The sequence below is a fragment of the Streptomyces sp. RPA4-2 genome (genome assembly GCF_012273515.2).
GTDB lineage: Bacteria > Actinomycetota > Actinomycetes > Streptomycetales > Streptomycetaceae > Streptomyces > Streptomyces kaempferi.
In genome coordinates this window covers 4896798-4913985 of the sequence record NZ_CP050975.2, presented here as the reverse complement: position 1 = coordinate 4913985, position 17188 = coordinate 4896798, and the positions used below count along the sequence as shown (strand labels likewise).

General features: G+C 73.6%; 16 protein-coding genes. 8 read left to right on the top strand and 8 right to left on the bottom strand.

Annotation, left to right across the window (positions count from 1 at the left end):
• Nucleotides 1–156 precede the first annotated feature (156 nt).
• The 3 genes from HEP85_RS21460 (at nt 157) to HEP85_RS21450 (ending at nt 4101) form a co-directional block, all read left to right on the top strand.
• Entirely contained in the window at nt 157–1800 is a 1644-nt protein-coding gene (locus tag HEP85_RS21460) for a transglycosylase domain-containing protein (protein WP_168533857.1), read from the top strand.
• Complete coding sequence (locus HEP85_RS21455) at nt 1797–2018, top strand: hypothetical protein (protein WP_101399314.1); 222 nt, start codon at nt 1797–1799, stop codon at nt 2016–2018. The genes HEP85_RS21460 and HEP85_RS21455 overlap by 4 nt, the downstream gene beginning before the upstream one ends.
• A gap of 247 nt (nt 2019–2265) precedes the next feature.
• A complete protein-coding gene (locus HEP85_RS21450; RefSeq protein ID WP_168529170.1) occupies nt 2266–4101 on the top strand; it encodes an alkyl/aryl-sulfatase in 1836 nt (611 codons plus the stop codon).
• A 103-nt stretch (nt 4102–4204) separates the two neighbouring features.
• Here the strand turns inward: HEP85_RS21450 and HEP85_RS21445 are convergent, their stop codons facing one another.
• A complete protein-coding gene (locus HEP85_RS21445; RefSeq protein ID WP_329289218.1) occupies nt 4205–5548 on the bottom strand; it encodes a helix-turn-helix transcriptional regulator in 1344 nt (447 codons plus the stop codon).
• A gap of 151 nt (nt 5549–5699) precedes the next feature.
• Between HEP85_RS21445 and HEP85_RS21440 the strand changes: the two genes are divergently transcribed.
• Together HEP85_RS21440 and HEP85_RS21435 are read left to right on the top strand one after the other, a co-directional pair.
• Complete coding sequence (locus tag HEP85_RS21440) at nt 5700–5882, top strand: hypothetical protein (protein ID WP_168529169.1); 183 nt, start codon at nt 5700–5702, stop codon at nt 5880–5882.
• A 209-nt stretch (nt 5883–6091) separates the two neighbouring features.
• On the top strand, nt 6092–7345 hold the full coding sequence (locus HEP85_RS21435) for an amidohydrolase (RefSeq protein ID WP_168529168.1): 1254 nt from the start codon (nt 6092–6094) through the stop codon (nt 7343–7345).
• Here HEP85_RS21435 and HEP85_RS21430 read toward each other — a convergent pair.
• The 4 genes from HEP85_RS21430 to HEP85_RS21415 all read right to left on the bottom strand — a co-directional run bounded on the left by HEP85_RS21430 (nt 7320) and on the right by HEP85_RS21415 (nt 12196).
• Nucleotides 7320–8786 carry an extracellular solute-binding protein gene (locus HEP85_RS21430; protein WP_348772410.1) on the bottom strand — a complete coding sequence of 489 codons (1467 nt, stop codon included), beginning with the start codon at nt 8784–8786 and terminating at the stop codon, nt 7320–7322. The genes HEP85_RS21435 and HEP85_RS21430 overlap by 26 nt on opposite strands.
• Nucleotides 8783–10702, bottom strand: coding sequence for a hypothetical protein (locus HEP85_RS21425; protein ID WP_369657795.1), 1920 nt, complete (start codon nt 10700–10702; stop codon nt 8783–8785). The genes HEP85_RS21430 and HEP85_RS21425 overlap by 4 nt, the downstream gene beginning before the upstream one ends.
• A 71-nt stretch (nt 10703–10773) precedes the next feature.
• The gene (locus HEP85_RS21420; protein WP_369657794.1) at nt 10774–11826 is read right to left on the bottom strand and encodes a hypothetical protein; all 1053 of its coding nucleotides are present in this window, start codon (nt 11824–11826) and stop codon (nt 10774–10776) included.
• 4 nt (nt 11827–11830) lie between these two features.
• Nucleotides 11831–12196, bottom strand: a complete 366-nt coding sequence (locus tag HEP85_RS21415; RefSeq protein WP_248002024.1) for a hypothetical protein — start codon at nt 12194–12196, stop codon at nt 11831–11833.
• An 11-nt stretch (nt 12197–12207) separates the two neighbouring features.
• On the opposite strand from HEP85_RS21415, the gene HEP85_RS21410 reads away from it, so the two are divergent.
• The gene (locus HEP85_RS21410) at nt 12208–12330 is read left to right on the top strand and encodes a hypothetical protein (RefSeq protein WP_282189851.1); all 123 of its coding nucleotides are present in this window, start codon (nt 12208–12210) and stop codon (nt 12328–12330) included.
• A 51-nt stretch (nt 12331–12381) separates the two neighbouring features.
• Here HEP85_RS21410 and HEP85_RS21405 read toward each other — a convergent pair whose 3' ends face one another.
• The 3 genes from HEP85_RS21405 to HEP85_RS21395 all read right to left on the bottom strand — a co-directional run bounded on the left by HEP85_RS21405 (nt 12382) and on the right by HEP85_RS21395 (nt 15407).
• Nucleotides 12382–13449, bottom strand: coding sequence for a hypothetical protein (locus HEP85_RS21405; protein WP_329289208.1), 1068 nt, complete (start codon nt 13447–13449; stop codon nt 12382–12384).
• An 83-nt stretch (nt 13450–13532) separates the two neighbouring features.
• Nucleotides 13533–14732 (bottom strand): PP2C family protein-serine/threonine phosphatase, encoded by a 1200-nt coding sequence (locus tag HEP85_RS21400; protein ID WP_329289206.1) that lies wholly within the window; start codon nt 14730–14732, stop codon nt 13533–13535.
• Nucleotides 14733–14771: 39 nt separating this feature from the next.
• A complete protein-coding gene (locus HEP85_RS21395; protein WP_168529165.1) occupies nt 14772–15407 on the bottom strand; it encodes an NAD(P)-dependent oxidoreductase in 636 nt (211 codons plus the stop codon).
• Between the two features lie 104 nt (nt 15408–15511).
• Between HEP85_RS21395 and HEP85_RS21390 the strand changes: the two genes are divergently transcribed.
• Nucleotides 15512–15967: a hypothetical protein gene (locus HEP85_RS21390; protein WP_168529164.1), complete on the top strand. Its 456-nt coding sequence runs from the start codon at nt 15512–15514 to the stop codon at nt 15965–15967.
• A 308-nt stretch (nt 15968–16275) separates the two neighbouring features.
• Nucleotides 16276–17175 carry a hypothetical protein gene (locus HEP85_RS21385; RefSeq protein ID WP_329289202.1) on the top strand — a complete coding sequence of 300 codons (900 nt, stop codon included), beginning with the start codon at nt 16276–16278 and terminating at the stop codon, nt 17173–17175.
• The last annotated feature ends 13 nt before the right edge of the window (nt 17176–17188 follow it).

Genomic DNA, 17188 nt, shown 5'->3' with positions numbered 1-17188 from the left:
GGCACGGACGCGGATCCGAACGCAGACGCGTGCACGGTCCCGAACGCAAACGCAAGCACGGACACGGGCGCGGACCCGAACCCCGGCGCAGCCCGGAACAGGAGGACCCGCCGCTCCCGGGGCCGGCGCAGGCTCCGGGCCGGTCTGCGGCGCCGTATGGCCGACCGCCGTATCCGCGTCCGCCGCACGCGCGGCCGCCGTCTGCGCCGCGCGCTGATCGTCCTGCTCACCGTCCTCGCCCACCTCGTCGCCGCGGTCCTCGTCGCGTACCACCTCACGGTCATCCCCGAGCCGCACCCCGAGACGGCGATGCAGAGCAGCGTCTTCGTCGACGACGACGGCGACTACCTGGGCCGGCGCGGCCCCGTCGACCGTCAGGAGATACCTCTCTCGCAGGTGCCGGGGCATGTCCGGGAGGCGGTGATCGCGGCAGAGAACCGTTCCTTCCGTTCGGACACGGGGATCTCCCCGAAGGCGATCACCCGGGCGGCCTGGGCGACGGTGAGCGGCGGCGGACGGCAGGGCGGGTCCACGATCACGCAGCAGTACGTGAAGAACGCCCTGCTCACCCCGGAGCAGTCGCTGTACCGCAAGGCGCGCGAGGCCCTGATCGCGATCAAGCTGGACCGCACCCGCTCGAAGGACGAGATCCTGGCGGGCTACCTCAACACGGTCTATTTCGGCCGGGGCGCGGCCGGTATCCAGTCCGCCGCCCGGAACTACTTCGGCGTCGATGCCAGGAACCTGACCGTGAGCCAGGGCGCGGCGCTCGCGGCCGTCATCAACATCCCCTCGTACTACGAGAAGGCCGGCTCCGACCCCGCGGTGACGGCGAAGCTGGTGGACCGCTGGGACTGGGTGCTGGACGCGATGGCGGACAGTCACGCCATCACGGCCGCCCAGCGCGCCGCGGCCCGCTTCCCCGCCTTCCGCTTCTATCCGCCGGGCGACACGGACGGTCAGCGCCAGTATCTGATCGACGTGGCGTCCGCCGAGGCCGCCGACCGGCTCGGCATCACCGAGGACCAGCTCGCCCGCGGTGGCTACACGATCCGTACCACCTTCGACCTGACGGCGCAGGACGCGACGGCGGAGCGGGCGGGCGACGCACCGCCCGCCAAGGGCGGCGCCCGGCTGCACACGGCCGTGGTGGCCCTGGTCCCGGGCGACGGCGCGGTCCGGGTCCTGTACGGCGGCCCGGACTACGCCCGCCAGCCCTTCAACGACGCGGTGGACGGCGCGGTGGAGGCGGGCACGGCGCTGGAGCCCTTCTCCGGCACGAAGCTGCCGCCTCCGCTCGCCGGCCTCACCCGCGCCGCCGCCCCGACCCCGCTGCGGCTGGCCTCCGCGTACGCGACCGCGGCGGCGCACGGTACGTACGCGAAGCCGTACACGATCGCGCGGATCACCCGCGCGGGCCGCACCCTCTACCGCGCCCATCCGAACACCAGTACGGCGACGGCGGGGGGTGGCGCGGGGGTGTTGACCAAATTGATGCAGAGCCGGGCCGGCGGTCGTCCGGCCGTCCTCACGGGCGCCGCGGGCCCGCGCACCCTCTGGCGGACGACCTACGACGAACACCTCACCCTCACCGTGGCTCTCTTCGCGGAACACCCGGCCAAAGGCGGAAAGCCGGCCCTCCCGGCGCCGCTCCCCGGCACCGCCGAGGGGCTCTCCGCCCACATCTCGGAGGGTGCCTGGGCCAAGATCACCGGCACCTCCGGCGGCCCCTCTCCGGCCGAAGAAGGAAATCCGGGGCTTCCGATCGGCCAAACAAAGCCCATACTGGCTACACGATGACGAAACCCTCCGCGCCCCGGCGCCACCTGCCCACCAGCCCCTTCGCAGCCCCGGTCGTCCCCGTGGCCAAGGAATTCAGCCTCGGAGACCGCGTCTCCCACGACCAGTTCGGCCTGGGCACGATCATCGGCGTCGAAGAGGGCATCGCCATGCTCGTCGACTTCGGCTCCCGCCAGGCCCGCATCCTCAGCCCCTACACCCGGATGGACAGGCTCTGACCTGCACATTGCGCAGTACCCGCACCGCCGTCAGCACCCGCGACGCGTGCAGTACCCGACCCGACTGACACCACCGGACCCGGCCACCTCACCCCGCGGCTGCCACATCCGCAGGTTGCCGGGTTTTCGGTGTGCGACGGGCCGGACGCCTCACCTCCCCGCCCGATGACGCCTTCCCGGGCCCCTCCACCCCCTCGAACGGCCCACCCCGCTGGTCCCGGGGCAGGGTGTAGTCGAGGGTGGGGGCATGGATGCCGCGGGCGAAGAGCTGCCGTTCGAGGATCTGACCGACTTCGAGAACGCGGATCGCGGGTTCATCGCGGCCCTGGTTCCCGGCGTGGTCCGGGACGCGGAGGGGCGGGTCGTCCATGACGCGGACGCCTACGCGTTCCTCGCGGACGACTGTCCGCCGACCGCGCACCCGAGTCTGTGGCGGCAGGCGCGGCTGTGTGCGCGGCAGGGGCTGTACGAGGTCACCGAGGGTGTGTACCAGGTGCGCGGGCTCGACCTGTCGAACATGACGCTCGTCGAGGGCCGTGAGGGTGTCGTCGTGATCGACCCGCTGATCTCGGCGGAGTGCGCCGCCGCCGCCCTCGCCCTCTACCACGAGCACCGCGGACCGCGCCGCGTGACCGGGCTCGTCTACACCCACTCGCACGTCGACCACTTCGGCGGCGCCCGCGGTGTGCTGCCGCACGGCAGTGACAGCGGGGTGCCGGTACTCGCGCCCGCCGGCTTCCTGGAGCACGCGGTCAGCGAGAACGTCTTCGCCGGCAACGCGATGCTGCGCCGGGCGGCTTTCATGCACGGCGCCCGGCTGCCCAAGGGGCCCCGCGACCAGATCGGCACCGGGCTCGGCACCACCACCTCCACCGGCACCGTCACGCTCATCGCCCCGAACGTGGACGTCACCCGGACCGGGCAGGAGGAGACGGTGGACGGCGTGCGCTTCGTCTTCCAGCTCACCCCGGGGACGGAAGCGCCCGCCGAGATGAACTTCCTGCTGCGTGACCAGCGCGCGCTGTGCGTGGCCGAGAACGCCAGTCACACCCTGCACAACGTGCTCACCCTGCGTGGCGCCCCGGTCCGCGACGCGCGCGTCTGGGCCCGCTACCTCGACGAGACCGTCGACCTGTTCGCCGACACCTACGACGTCGCGTTCGCCTCCCACAACTGGCCGACCTGGGGGCGCGAGAACGTCGTCCGGTTCCTCGGTGAGCAGCGGGACCTCTACGCCTACCTGCACGACCAGACCCTGCGCCTCCTCAACAACGGCCTGACCGGCCCCGAGATCGCCGAGGAGCTGCGGCTGCCGCCCGCCCTGGAACGGTCCTGGCACGCACGCGGCTACTACGGCTCCCTCAGCCACAACGTCAAGGCCGTCTACCAGCGGTACATGGGCTGGTACGACGGGAACCCCGCCCACCTCTGGGAACACCCGCCCACCGAACTGGCCTCCCGGTACGTGGAGTTGGCGGGCGGCCCGACGGAGACCCTGGTGAAGGCGCGGGCGTACGCGGACAACGGCGACCTCCGTTTCGCCGCCACCCTCCTCAACCACCTGGTCTTCGCCGACCCGTCGGACAGCGCGGCCCGGGAGACCCTCTCCGGCATCTACGAACGGCTCGGGCACGGCGCCGAGAACGGCACCTGGCGCAACTACTACCTCACGGCCGCCCTGGAACTGCGCCGGGGCACGGCCGACACCGACATCGACACCACGGGCTCCGAACTCACCTCCGCGCTCACCGTGAGCATGCTCCTCGACTCGCTCGCCGTCCGTATCGACGGCCCGCGCGCCTGGCACGAGCACCTCACCCTCGACCTCGTCGTGACCGACGAACAGCGCCGCCACCGCGTCAACCTCCACCACGGCGCGCTGACGCACCGCGGCATGCCGGTCCACCACGTACCGAAACCGCACGCGGGACTGACCCTGACCCTCACCCGGCCGGAACTGCGCGCCGTGCTGGAGGGGCGGGGCCTCGCGGGCATCGAGACCGACGGCGACCCCGCCCTCCTGGACCGCCTCCTGTCGTACGCCACCGCACCGGACCACGCGTTCCCCGTCGTGACCCCGTAGCGCGGCCACACGGCACCGTGGAGGCCGTCCGAAGGGTGACGGGCGTACGGGACGGCCTCCGCGTCCTCCGGCGCCCTGACCGCCCCCGCCCGCGTGACGGCGGTCAGAGCGGGGGCTGCGCGGGGGCCGGGCCCAGGGTGGTCGTGCCGGGAGCCGTGCGGTGGCCCAGGCCCGTGCGGTAGGCGTCGAGGGCCGCCTCCACCCGGCCGGTGCGCCGCAGGAGGTCTCCGAGCAGGCGGCAGAGGTCGGCCAGGTCGCCCGCCGCGCCGGCCCGCTCCAGCAGGCTCAGCGCCCGGACGTAGTGCTCCTCGGCGGTCTCGGTGTCCCGGGCGTCCTCGGCGATGATGCCGAGCAGCCGGTGCGCGCCCGCCGAGTGCACGGCGCCCCGCTCGGGGCTGAGGTCGCCGAGCACCTCGTGGAGGAGAACGGCGGCCTCCGTCGACTTGCCGCGCCGGTGCAGCACGTCCGCCAGTTCGACGTTGACCTGGCTGGTGTAGAGGGCGGCCCGCTTGGCCGAGAGCATGACCTGCGCCTCGCGCAACTCGTTCTCGGCGCGCTCCAGTTCACCGTTCTGCGCGTACAGGTATCCGCGCATCCAGTGACAATTGGCGAGCTCCGTACGGATCTGGAGCTGGCGGTAGAGCTCGGCGGCCTTGGCGAGGGAGGCGTCGGCCTCCGCCATCCGGCCCTCGGCGATCATGGTGCGGGCCACCGAGCGGTGCATCCGGGCGACGAGCGCCGGGTCGCCGACCTGCGGGGCGAGCGCGAGCGCGAACTCGGCGGCCTGGGCGGCGCGGGCGTGCGCGCCCATGTCCATGTAGGGCGCGATGACGCCGGTGTAGAGAAGCAGCAGGGCGTCCGGGTCGTGCATGCCGGTCCGGTTCAGCTCGTCCAGCGTGGACTCGAACAGGTAGCAGGCGTAACGGAGTTCACCGGCGAGGTAGTGGGAGACGGCACGGCCGCGCAGGGCGGGCACCCGCTGGGGCAGCGGCGCGTCCCCGAGGCGCCGCTCCGACGCCTCGAACCGCTCCTGGGCGGTCTCCAGGTCCCCGGTCTCCAGCGCGCATTCGCCGAGCCCGAGCAGTGCGGCGGACTGCTCGGCGACGAGTCCGTGCGTGTCCGCCTCCGCGAGGAGCACCGCGTACTGCTCCGCCGCGACCTCGGCCTCGCCGGTCGCGAGGGTGCGCTGCGCGTCGGTGAGCCGCAGCCGCAGATCGGTCGCGAGATGGGCCGGCCGGCCGGTCGCCAGCTCCTCGTACGCCACCCCGAGCCGCTCGGCTATGTGCCGCAGCGCGGGCTCCGAGGCGCGTACCCGCCCCGCCTCCAGTGTCGAGATGTAGGCGGGCGTGTACGCCGGTTCCGCCAATTGTTTCTGTGTCAGCCCGCGTTCCGTACGCAGCTGCTGGACCCTGCGCCCGATGACCTCCGGGCCGTCACGCTCCGCCATGGATTAAGCATGCCATTAAGTCCACTTAACCCGAGACGACTTTGACTAATATCCAACTCCCCTTGCGCCCCTTGCTCTTTGGTGCTCCGAGCCCCTACGTTAAGCGACGGGTTAAGCCTGCTTAATACGCCGCTGTTGTTGCGAGGTCGCCGTGCTCCGACGTATTTCCGCGCGCTACTTCCGAGTGCTCGGTGCGGCGGTCATCGCCGTGGCCGCACTGGTCCTGGCGGCGAACGCGGGCCCGGCCAGGGCGGCCGATCCCGCCCCGGCCCTCCACCAGCAGGGCCCCGGACACACCGAGACGGCGTACGGCGACACCTCCTCGCGACCGTAGCGGCCGGCCACACCCGGCCCTCACCGCCCCCGCCGTCCACAGGTGTGGACCAACGCACCGAAGACGAACTCCCGTTGTCGACGGCACCCTTCGTCGGCGCCCCCGCGAGACCCGACCGTCCGGAAACCGCGTCCTCCCCCGCGGCGGACGGCGCGAACGGCCGCCGGCGGAACTCCCCCCGTTCCGTCGGCGGCCTCTACCCTGACCCCGTGAACTCTCCCGCCGCACGTACCGCGCTGGACCTCACCGCCGACCTCCCGCTCCCCGCCCTGGAGGACTTCTACCGGGACCTGCACCGGCATCCGGAACTGTCGATGCGCGAGCACCGCACCGCCGCCGCCCTCGCCGGCCGGTTCCGCACGGCCGGGTTCGACACGGTCACCGGCATCGGGGGCACCGGGGTCGTCGGGATCCTGCGGAACGGGCCGGGACCCACCGTCCTGCTCCGCGCCGACATGGACGCGCTGCCGGTCAAGGAGGAGACCGGGCTGCCGTACGCGTCCACGACGCCCGGCGTGATGCACGCCTGCGGCCACGATCTGCACGTCACCTGGCTGGCGGGCGCGGCACAGGCGCTCGCCGCCGGGCGCGACACCTGGTCGGGCACACTGCTGGTGCTCGGACAGCCCGCCGAGGAGACCGGCGAGGGCGCCGCGGCGATGATCGAGGACCACGTCTACGAGCGGTTCCCGCCGCCGGACGTGCTGCTCGCCCAGCACGCCGCGCCCGGTCCGACGGGGCTCTACGCCCACCGGCCCGGTCTCATCATGTCCGCCTCGACCGACGTGGACATCGTCGTGCACGGGCGGGGCGGGCACGGTTCACGCCCGGAGTCGACCGTCGACCCGGTCGTCACCGCCGCCTACCTGGTGACCCGGCTGCAGACCGTCGTCAGCCGGGAGATCGCGGCGCGCGAGCAGGCCGTCCTGACGGTGGGACGGATCGAGGCGGGCACCCGCCACAACATCATCCCCTCCGAGGCCCGGATCGCCCTCAACCTGCGGACCCAGTCGGACGAGGTACGGGAACGCATGATCGCGGCGATCCGGCGGATCGCGGCGGGCGAGTGCCTGGCGGCCGGCTGCCCGCGCGAACCCGACGTCACCGTCGGAAACAGCTTCCCCGTGACCGTCAACGACCCGGACACCGACGGGCGGATCGCCGCGGTGCACGGCGAGGTCTTCGGGACCGGGACGATCCTCGACCCGGGTCCGGCGATGGGCAGCGAGGACTTCCCGAGGCTCGCGGACGGACGGATCCCGTACTCCTACTGGTTCGTGACGAGCACCCCGGCGGAGGTCTGGGACGCCGCTCCCGGCGACGACCTCATGGAGAAGTTCGCGGCCGTGCCCAGCAACCACAGCCCGCACTTCGCACCCGACCCGCGCACCCTCGCGCCGGGCGTACGGACGCTGGTGTCGGGGGCGCTCGCCTGCCTCAACGCTCCGGAAGGATCCGCCTGAGCGCCCGGTCCAGTCCGGCCGCCAGCTCCGCGTCACTCGGCGGGTCCTCGCCGAAGAGCCTGCCCAGTTCGGTGGCGAAGGTCTGGGTGAAGGCCCCGTAGAACGGGGTACGGGGACGCTGCACGGCGCGCCGGAGCGCGGGCAGCAGGATGGTGCGGGCGTACCGGGGACGGCCGTGGTCGTCGCGCGGCATACGGTCGGCGCTCTCCGCGGACGGCGACGCCGGCGGGGACGCCGAGGGGGAGGCACCGGCGGTCCTGGCCGCACCGCAGGTCACCCCGTCGTCCTGGTAGGCGGACTCCCGGGTGGCCGCGAACCCCGCGTCGAGCAGACAGCGTTCGCTCTCCTTGCCGGTGAGGAAGCCGATCAGTTCCTCCGCCTTCGCGGCACGCCCCGGAGACTGCGTGGTCACCGCGAGGTTCTGTCCGCCCAGCACCGCCCGGCCCGGCAGCGGGGCCACGCCGACCTGCGCCTCGTCGAGCGACTGGTGCAGGGTGCGGTACGCGTACGGCCAGTGGCGCAGGAACGCCGTACGGCCGTCGGCGAAGTCGGTGAGCGACTCGGTCTCGCCGGAGCGGAACGCGTCGCCGAGCGTGTACGCGGCCTGGGCACGGGCGCGCAATTGCGCCACCCCCTCGGTCAGCTCCGGCACGGTCGCGGTGTAGCGGCCCCGGTCGTCGGTGAGGGCGGCACCGCCGCCGGCGGACAGGAACGCCTCGACGCCGTTGACCGTACGGCCCTCGTAGGGGCCGAGCTGTGTGGTCCAGCCCTTCTCGTAGTCACGCGGCCGAGGCGCGCCCGGTGCCTCGATGGTGTCGGTCAGATCCCGCAGCCGCTGCCAGCTGACCCCCTGGCTCAGGTCGGTGTCCCGGATGTGCGCCCGCTCCAGGTAGTCGCGCCGGTAGTAGAGGAGCCCGACATCGCTGTTGAACGGCACCGCGTAGACCTTTTCCGCCCAACGGGCCGTACTCGCCACCGACTTGATGACGTCGCCGTCGATCAGCCCGTCCGGCAGCGGGCGTATCAGGTGCGCGGCCGCGAACTCCGGCACCCAGGTCACGTCGAGGTTGACGACGTCGTACTCCGCGCCGCGCGACTGGAGCGCGCCGAGGAGCTGGCTGCGCTGTTCGTCGGCGGAGCCGGGGAGTTCGACCAGACGGGCGTGGACACCGGTGTGCTCCTTGTCCTGCCGGGCGTTCCACGCGTCTATCAACTGCTGCCGGACGCCGCCCTTGCCGGTCACGTCCCGCCCGCTGGCCACGATGATGTCCCCGGGGCCGCCGGGGGAGACGGGCACACCGGACGGCGCGGGACCGCCACCGGTGCAGGCGGCGGTCAGCAGGAGCGCCAGGGCCAGCGCGTACCCGTACGCCCGCCGGACCGCCCCGTACCCGTACGCCCGCCGGGCCGCCGGGCCCCCGTACGCCCGTCCCCGCGTCACTCGTCCCCCGTTCCCGTGCGCGCGACCTCGTTGCGCAGGTCCGCCACGAGGTCGCCGCCGGTGTCCAGACAGCGGCCGCCGCTCGCCTCGGACATCCGCTGGTCGGGACTGCCCTTGGCGCAGCCGCCGCTGTCCAGGGCCGCCATGACCACCGGAACGCCCTTGTCGTGGAGCGGCCCGAGCAGCTCGTCGATGTGATCGTGCGCGGTCAGGCGGTTGTTGTCCTCGTCGTCCGTGAGGAAGACGATCAGCTCGGGGCGGCTGTCGTCCCTGCCCTTGCGGGCCATGGTGTCCAGCGCGGCCCTGAGCGCGCCGTACGGATCGGCCTCCGCGTCCTGGACGACGGCCCCGCGGTCGACGGCGCGCTCGGCCTCCTGCCGCTCGTGCGGGCCGAACGCCAGGATCTCGCCGTAGGGGCGGCTGCCCGGCGAGGCGACGGACCAGACCCCGTACTCGTCCCGGTCGCCGAGCCCGGCGAACGACTGCTTCAGGATGCCGGGAGCGCCGCCCGGCCCCTGCCACAGATCGGCCATGGAGCCGGAGCTGTCCAGCAGGAAGAGGACCCGGCCCGGCCCGTTGGCGTTGCGGTACCGCTTCAGGGCCGTCTCCATCGCGTCGGCGCCCGCCGCCCCGGCGGACGGGCCGGGATCGGCGATCAGCCCGGAGTCCGGGACCCGCGACGAGAGCAGGGCATGCGCCCCGGACGGGGAGCGGAAGCCGTCCTTCCCGAAGACCGCGAGACCTCCGCCCGGCTCGCTCCCGCCGCTGCCGTGCCCGTCCCCGCTCCCGCCACCCGGGTCCGTGAGCCAGTCGTGGAACGACCGGACCGCGTCGTCCCGCGCCGCACCGTCGGCGTCACCGCCCGTCCAGCGGACCCGCACGAAGAGCGGGGCGAGGGCCGGCACGTCGTCTGGGTACTCGGCCATCCGCAGCGTGCGCGTCGTCCGGTCGCAGCCGACGCCGCTCACCATCAGGAACTCCGGTACGAGGGCCGCCGTACCCCGGTCGGTGTCCGCGTCGTCGGGCAGCGTGCAGAGCAGGTCACCGGCGGTGGGAGAGACCGGCCCGGTCTGGTCCACGCTCTCCTCGGCCCGGCTCACGTCGGGCGTCCCGGTGCCGTACAGACCGACCGTCGCCAGCAACGCGGAGTCCGTGTACGCCGGGTCCGGGCGCCGCACCCCGGCGCTCCCCGCCCGCCGCGTCAGCTTCTGCCGCAGGCCCGTGAGCGAGTCGCCGGTACGGTCGGCGACCGAAGCCTCGGCGATCTCCTGCGGCACGGACAGCACCACCGGGGAGTACGCGAAGGGGGCCGCGTCCGGCTCCAGCGAAACGTAGCTGCGCTGGAGCCCCGTGGGCCGCGCCCGAGCCGCGGTCGCCGCCATGGCCGGGATCCAGATGTCGGGCTGGGGTCCGATGTCGCGCTGCGGGTCGACCTCGTCGCCGACCGGCCGCTGCCAGGGGTCCGACTGGTCGCGCAGGCCCGTCACCACGGCCGCCGACCCGGCGCCGTACACCGTGATCCCGCTGCGCCGGCAGCCGTCGTCCATGGTGTTCGCCGCCGAGGTGAGGTAGGTGTCGGCCGCCTTGCGGACGGTGGACTCCAGGTCGGGATCGGTGAGCAGGCGCAGTTCCAGGGGCGGGGCGCAGGGCGACCCGCCGGACGCGTCGTGGCCGAGGACCAGGTAGCCCGTGAGACCGAGGACGGCGACGGCCAGGCCGGCGGCGGCAGCGACGGTGCGGTGGGGCCACCGGCGTGGGGAGCGCCACGGGACGCGCGGGCGAGAGGTCCGGCCGGGCTGCCGGGGCTCGGCCGGGCCGGTGGACCGGGTGCGGGACGGGTGCGCGTGGGTCCGTGCGGCCCGGACGGCGCCCGCTGCCGCGGCGAGGACGCCGCGGATCCGGAGCCGGACCGGCACACGCGGCCCGCGGCGGCCCGGACCCGCGACCGGCTCACGGGGCCCGACGGAGCCGGGGGGTCCGGCGGACCTCACTGACCCGGCGGACCCCGTGGACCCCGTAGACCCGGCGGACCTGGCAGACCCGGAGGGCACAGCAGACCCAACAGACCCAGCCGACCCGGCGGGCACAGCAGACTCAACAGACCCAGCCGACCCGGCGGGCACAGCAGACCTAGTGGATCCGGCGAACCCATCAGACCCCGTGGACCCGGCAGACCCCGTGGACCCTGTAGCCGGGGTGGATCCGGCGGCCGCGGCGTCGGGTGTTCGGCCCGCCGCCCCCGCCCCGGTCTCCCCGCCGGAGGCAGCGGCCCCGGCCGGACCGCCAGCAGCACGTCCACCGCCGGGTTCTCCGTACGGCTCTGCGGTTCCCAGGGCTCCCCCCGCTCGGTGCGGTGATGGGCGGACATGTACACCCTGAGCGCTTCCGAGAGGGCCAGGAAGTGGACCTCGTCGCCCTGTCCCTCGACGCCGTCCGTCAGCAGGTCCACCAGCCGGGCCGTGAACGGCGTGGGGGTGTCGCCGTCCCCCGCGTCGATGCGGTGGTTGGCCTGCACGCCCATGAGCACGGAGACCCGCCGTCTGACGTCGGGTCTCTCCACCGCCTCCCACACCCGGGCCGCGTTGCCCGCGTTGCAGCAGTCGAGGACGACGACGATCCGCTCCGCGTCGCTGTTGGCGAGGATCCTCAGCACGTTGGTGAACGGGGCGGCCCCCTCGAACCCGGCCGTCCCGCCCCGGACGACCTCCGCGTCACGCATCTGCAACCACAGCTCGTCGCCCGCGCTGGGCACGGCGCCGTGTCCGGCGAAGTAGAGCAGGAGCAGGCCCTCGGCGGCGTCGACGGCCGTGCGCAGCTCCTTGCGGAACTCCCCCAGCACCGGGGAGGCCGCCACGGTGATCCCGTCCGGCCCGACGACTCCGCCCCGCTCCAGCGCGACGGCGAGCAGCGAGAGGTTGTGCGCGACGGCGGGCAGCGGGCTCGGGACGCCGTGGCGGTGCTCCGGCCGCGTGAACTCGTACGCGGACACCCCGACCAGCAGGGCCCGGTTCACTCGTCCGCGCGGGTCGAAGCGGTCCACCCGACTACCTCTCGTCGGGGTCCACGGAATCGACGCGGGCATCGGGCGGATCGCCGTTCTCGACGGAGCCGCGGTTGTCCCGCCAGGCCCCCACGGCACTCTTCACCTGGGCGAGCAGTTCCTTGAAGAGAGTCTCGGCGCCCGCGCCGATCAGGACCAGCACGATGTCCATGCCGACGCCCATGGGCGTGCCCTGCGCGTCGGTCCCGGCGCGCTCCTCGATCCTGAGGTCGCCCCGCCTGACCAGCTCCTCCAGAGGCTTCTCGCGCTCCAGCCACTTCTTCAGGGCGCCGACGTCGCTCTCGCTCGCCGTCCCGTCCAGACGCACACGGACGGCACAGGCCGCCACACCCTCCCCCTCAGCAGTCATGACTCACCATCATGGCACCGGAGCAGGCGTCCGGGGAGGCTCTCGACCGGGGCAGCGCCTACGACAACACGTCGGGCGACACCGTGAACCCGACGACGCACGGCGCCTGGAAGTACTTCCTCCTCACCGGCTGACGTACCCGGCGTGATCCGGCGGCCCGCTTCCCCGCGAGGGGAGGCGGGCTGTCACACCTGGGCCTCCAGCCGGCTGAGCCGGCCCTGCACATGGTCCAGCGCACCCTGCCGGCGCCCCGGCACCCGCAACCGCAACCCGGCCAGCGCGAGCCCCAGTTCACGGGCGCGCAGCGGGTCGTCGACACGGCCCCACTGATGATGGGCCCGGTCCACGGCCGACTCCACGGACGGCGCGTCGGCGGGCTGTCCCGTGTCCAGGCGCGCGGTCGCCACCGCCAGCCAGACCCGGCAACTGCCGGCCGCGTCACCCGCGAGCATCGCCAGGTCCGCACGGACCTCCGCCCAGTGCAGGGCCTGCTCGGACGCGGTGCCCCAGGTGCGGACCGCCTCCTGTTCCCAACGCGCGGCCAGCGCCGCGGCCTCTTCGTGCCGGCCCTCCCGCGCGGCAACGGTGATCGCGGCGTGCGGGTCCGGCGCCGCGGGCACCCGCGCGTCCACCGCCAGCACGATCCCCGGCCGGCCGCCCTCCCCGTCGGCACGGGCCAGCGCCTGCTCGTGCAGCAGCGGCAGTTCGGGCCGGTGACCGCTGCGCAGGAGGGTGGCGACGGCCTTCATGTACGCCGGGGACGCCACCGTGCGCCGGGGCGGCGGCGGGGCCACCCGCCCGTACAGGCCGACGCCCCTCCCCACGGGCAGGGTGCTCGTGGCGAGGTACTCCCAGCTCTCCGCGTCGGCGTGCAGGTCGACCAGGAGCGCGGTGGTGCCCGGCGGGCGCAGCCGGAGTTCCTCGGCGATCCAGTGCCAGGGGAAGGCCGTGTAGCGGACGGTCGCCGGGGTGGTGCGGGCGAGCGCCAGGTGGGGGAGGCGCTGGCGGCGGTCCAGTTGGAGCTGGCCGGTCACGAACACCGTCAGCGGGCCGGGTGCCGTCGCCGCGGCACGCAGCCGGGTCAGGACGGCCTGCGGCTCCAGCGGGTCGGCCAGTTCGACCACGTTCGCCGTGTCCGTGCCGGACAGCACCGCGGGGGAGACGGCCGCGAGGACGGGGAGCACGGACGCCGCGTCCACCAGACACCCCTTGCCCATCGGCGAGGCCGCGAGGAGCAGCACGGTTCCGGGCATGGTTGCCTCCCCCATCGATCACGTACGCCAGCACCGTAACCGCTGCGCCTGCAAAGGGGGGACGACAGACGTGCAAACGCCCCCTATGGCTGGCTTGTACCGCTCCCCGTGGCGCCGCCGCCCGTCCGCCGCCGCACCGCGAAGATCGTCGTGTCGTCGGAGAGGCGTCCCCCGCAGTGCCGCAGCGTGCCGTCGCGGACGAGTTCGACGAGGCGTTGCGGATCGGCGGTCGCCGGGTCCGCGGCGAGGGCGCCGGCCACCCGTTCGCGGAGCGGGAAGAACACTCCGTCGGCGTCACGGGCCTCGGTCACCCCGTCCGTCACCAGGAGCAGGGTTTCACCGGGTGCCAGCACGACCGTCAGGACGAGGGGCCGGTCGGCGGTCAGGGCGGCGAGGCCGAGCGGCAGGCCGTGGCCCGGCGGCAGGTCGCGCACGCCGTCGGGGGCGACCACCAGAGGGGGTTCGTGGCCGAAGTTGACGAACTCCACGGTGTCCCGGTCGTCCTGGGGGAAGCCGACGAGGATGCCGGTGGCGAAACGTTCCCAGTCGTCACGGTCGAGCGCCGCCCGGTAGCGCACGTGCCGGAGCATGCGCACCTCCAGCCGGTCGGCGACCGTGTCGAGCGCGGGCTCGTGGTAGGCCGCCTCCCGGAACGTGCCGAGCAGCGCGGCCGCCGCCTCCACCGCCCCGAGCCCCTTGCCCTGGACGTCGCCGAGCAGCAGCCGGGTGCCGCGGGGGCCCGGCTGGATGTCGTAGAAGTCGCCGCCGACCCGGGCCTCGCTGTCCGCGGCGAGGTACACGGCCGCGTGGTCGAGGCCGCCCCAGCCGGCCGGCATCGGGCGCAGCACGGTGCGCCGGGTCGTCTCGGCGACGTCCAGCATGTGCAGCATGCGCCGTTCGCCGCGGACCCGGACCGCGCAGGCCAGGATCGCGAGGAGGCCGCCCAGGGCGACGAGGATGAAGTCGGGCAGCCCCGTCCGGTACTGGTACGACCAGGACTTGTCCACCGCGAAGTAGGTGAGGAGCGAGAGGCATGCGAAGGCGGCCGTGCCCCACACTCCGCAGATCGCCGCCGCGATGCCCGGGACGAGCACGATCCAGGAGATCATCCGGAACGCGCCCGAGGTGTTCCAGTCGGCCGCCGCGATCCCGCCGAGCAGCAGCGCGGGCGGCACCCACGCGACGCTGCGTCCGCGCAGCCTCAGGAGCTTCTGCCGCTGGACCGGATCGGCCCGTCCGGCCGGGGGCGCCAGCGGGCCGAGCGGGGATAGCCAGTCGCCCACCTCGCCGTACCGCCTGTCCTTGTCGGCGCGCGGCCGATGTCAGTACGCCACCGACATCCGGGCGCGCGGGTGGGTGGGCGTCTCCAGCTCGTCGACGAAGGCGACCGCGTAGTCCTCGGCGCTGATCCGGCTGTTGCCCTGGTCGTCGGTGAGCATCCGGTCGCCGCCGGTCCGGAACCGGCCGGTGCGGCGGCCGGGGGCGATCTCCGCGGCGGGCGAGACGTAGGTCCAGTCGAGGTCGTCGACGGTGCGGTAGTAGGTGAGGGCGTCGCGGTGGGCGAGCGCCTCCGCCAGAACGGTCTCGGGGAAGCCCGGCTGGTCGCAGAGCTCCTGGCCGGGCGCGACCTCCAGACTGCCCGCGCCGCCGACGACCACGAGCCGTGCCACGCCCGCCGCACGCGTACCGTCCACCAGCGCGTGGTTGAGGGCGAGGAAGGGGCCCGTGAGATCCGTGCTGTCCCTCGGCGGTACGCACGCCGAGACGACCGCGTCGGCGCCCGCCGTCAGTTCGCTCACCTTCGCCGCGTCGGCGGCGTCCGCGGCGGTGGCGGTGACCCCGGGGACCGGGGACCGCCCGGACCTGCTGACCGCCAGGACACGGTGGCCGCGCTCCAACGCCTCCGTGGCGATACGGCTGCCGACCATGCCGGTGGCGCCGAAGAGTACGAGCTTCATGGAAGTCAGCGAAACACGGGGCCAGGGCACCCGCATCCCGACTTGCCAGGCGTCCGGGCGAGGTGTGCTCTGGAAGGCAGGGGCGAGGAGAGAGGAGTGCTCCCATGGCTCACACGGCACATGCCTCATCGGCGTCAGGGACACGGCACACATCACGGACGCCACGACCCTCGGACGTCTTCGACGCGCGCACCCACGCCGCCGCGCAGCGGGCGGTACCCGTGCTCGGCGGGCTCGTCTACGGATTCTGGGCCGCGGCCATCAACCGCAGCGGCGGACCGATCACGGGCTGGAACGTCCTGTTCGGGTTCGTGAGCGCGATCGTGTTCGCCGCGGTCTGCACCGGCGTCCTCATGGTCGCGCCCCTGCTGAGGCGCGAACTGCACGCGGTGCTGTGGGCCGTGTTCGCGGGCCTCGCGTTCGGCTTCATCTACAGCCAGGCCGATCACAGCGTGTGGCGGTCCACGATGATGTCGCTGGCGGTCGCGTTCGGCGTGTTCGCGGTGAACTTCTACCGCTACTACACCCACGAGGACGGAGCGGGTCATCGCGTGGGCTGACGTCCCGCCCGCGTCGTATGTGGTGCACGAGACCCCGGCGGCCACCGGGGTCTCGTGCACCTCCCTCACTCACCTACCTCCTGGGACGCCGGTCCCAGGAGCCACGGGGCGTGATGGCCACGCCTGGTTCTTCCGGATTCCAGGAAACACCCGTTCGGGTGAGCCCTCCACCGGAGCGGGCGGAGCCCGTGTGGCGCACGGCCTCCCGGGGGTGCCGTCCCGGTCCGGGTCCCCGTTCGGCTTGTCGCATGCGCCCATATGCAGTCACACCGCTCGCGCCCGGCTCCGCCGGGCCTTTGCCTGAAGGGGTGTCCCCTCGTGCCCGGAGCGTCCTGTCGGCCGTTCTGATCGTCCTCGCCTGCCTGCTCGCGCCACTCGGCGCGCTGTCCGGCTGGGCGATGTACGGCATCAACGACAGCGGGCGGTACGAGGCCACGGTGGCGCCCCTCGCCTCCGACTCGGACGTGCGGGAGGCGATCGCCTCGGCCGTCACGGACGGGATCCTGCGCGAGGTCCACGTGGGCGCACCGCTCCAGAAGCCGGTGAACCACTTCGTACGGGACGCGGTGCGTTCCTTCACCCAGACCCCGGCGTTCCGCACGGCGTGGCAAGCGGTGAACCGGGCCGCGCACGACGCCGTGATGCGGGCGCTGCACAGCGACCGCGAGGAAGCCGTGACCATCGACCTCGCGCCGGTCGCCGCGCGGGTCAAGAGCCAACTCACGGTCGAACACATGCCTTTGGCGAACCGGATCCCCGTCGAGCACACCGAGATCACGGTGTTGCCGCCCGAGGACCTGAACCAGCTCCGGAAGGGGTTCCACGTGCTTGAATTCGCCGGCTTCTGGCTGCCGGCCACGGCAGCCGTCCTTGCCGTGACGGGCATCCTGGTCGCCGTGTGCCGCAGACGGGCGGTGCTGGCCACCGGACTCGGCACGGCGCTGGGCGCCGCGCTGCTCGGTGTCGCGATCGCCGTCGGCCGCCGGCTCACGCTCGCCGACCTGCCGGCCGACGTGTCCCCCAGCGCGGCGGGCGCGGTCTACGACGCCCTCACCGGCACCCTCCGCCTCGTCTCCTGGCTGCTGCTCGCCCTCGGTGTCGTGGTGGCGTCGACCGCGCTGCTCACCGCCGCGTACGGGCGCCGCCGGCGAGCGTCCGCGACGCCCGCGCAAGCCGCGGCGGACCAGCCGACACAAGTCCGAGCCTGACGGCACGAGTCCG

Excerpts from the sequence above, each read along its gene's own strand:
- HEP85_RS21390 (WP_168529164.1), top strand. The coding sequence starts at position 15,512 with ATGGCTCACACGGCACATGCCTCATCGGCGTCAGGGACACGGCACACA.
- HEP85_RS21460 (WP_168533857.1), top strand. The coding sequence starts at position 157 with ATGGCCGACCGCCGTATCCGCGTCCGCCGCACGCGCGGCCGCCGTCTG.
- HEP85_RS21395 (WP_168529165.1), bottom strand. The coding sequence starts at position 15,407 with ATGAAGCTCGTACTCTTCGGCGCCACCGGCATGGTCGGCAGCCGTATC.
- HEP85_RS21410 (WP_282189851.1), top strand. The coding sequence starts at position 12,208 with ATGGCACCGGAGCAGGCGTCCGGGGAGGCTCTCGACCGGGGCAGCGCC.
- HEP85_RS21455 (WP_101399314.1), top strand. The coding sequence starts at position 1,797 with ATGACGAAACCCTCCGCGCCCCGGCGCCACCTGCCCACCAGCCCCTTC.
- HEP85_RS21415 (WP_248002024.1), bottom strand. The coding sequence starts at position 12,196 with ATGACTGCTGAGGGGGAGGGTGTGGCGGCCTGTGCCGTCCGTGTGCGT.
- HEP85_RS21450 (WP_168529170.1), top strand. The coding sequence starts at position 2,266 with ATGGATGCCGCGGGCGAAGAGCTGCCGTTCGAGGATCTGACCGACTTC.
- HEP85_RS21405 (WP_329289208.1), bottom strand. The coding sequence starts at position 13,449 with ATGCCCGGAACCGTGCTGCTCCTCGCGGCCTCGCCGATGGGCAAGGGG.
- HEP85_RS21445 (WP_329289218.1), bottom strand. The coding sequence starts at position 5,548 with ATGGCGGAGCGTGACGGCCCGGAGGTCATCGGGCGCAGGGTCCAGCAG.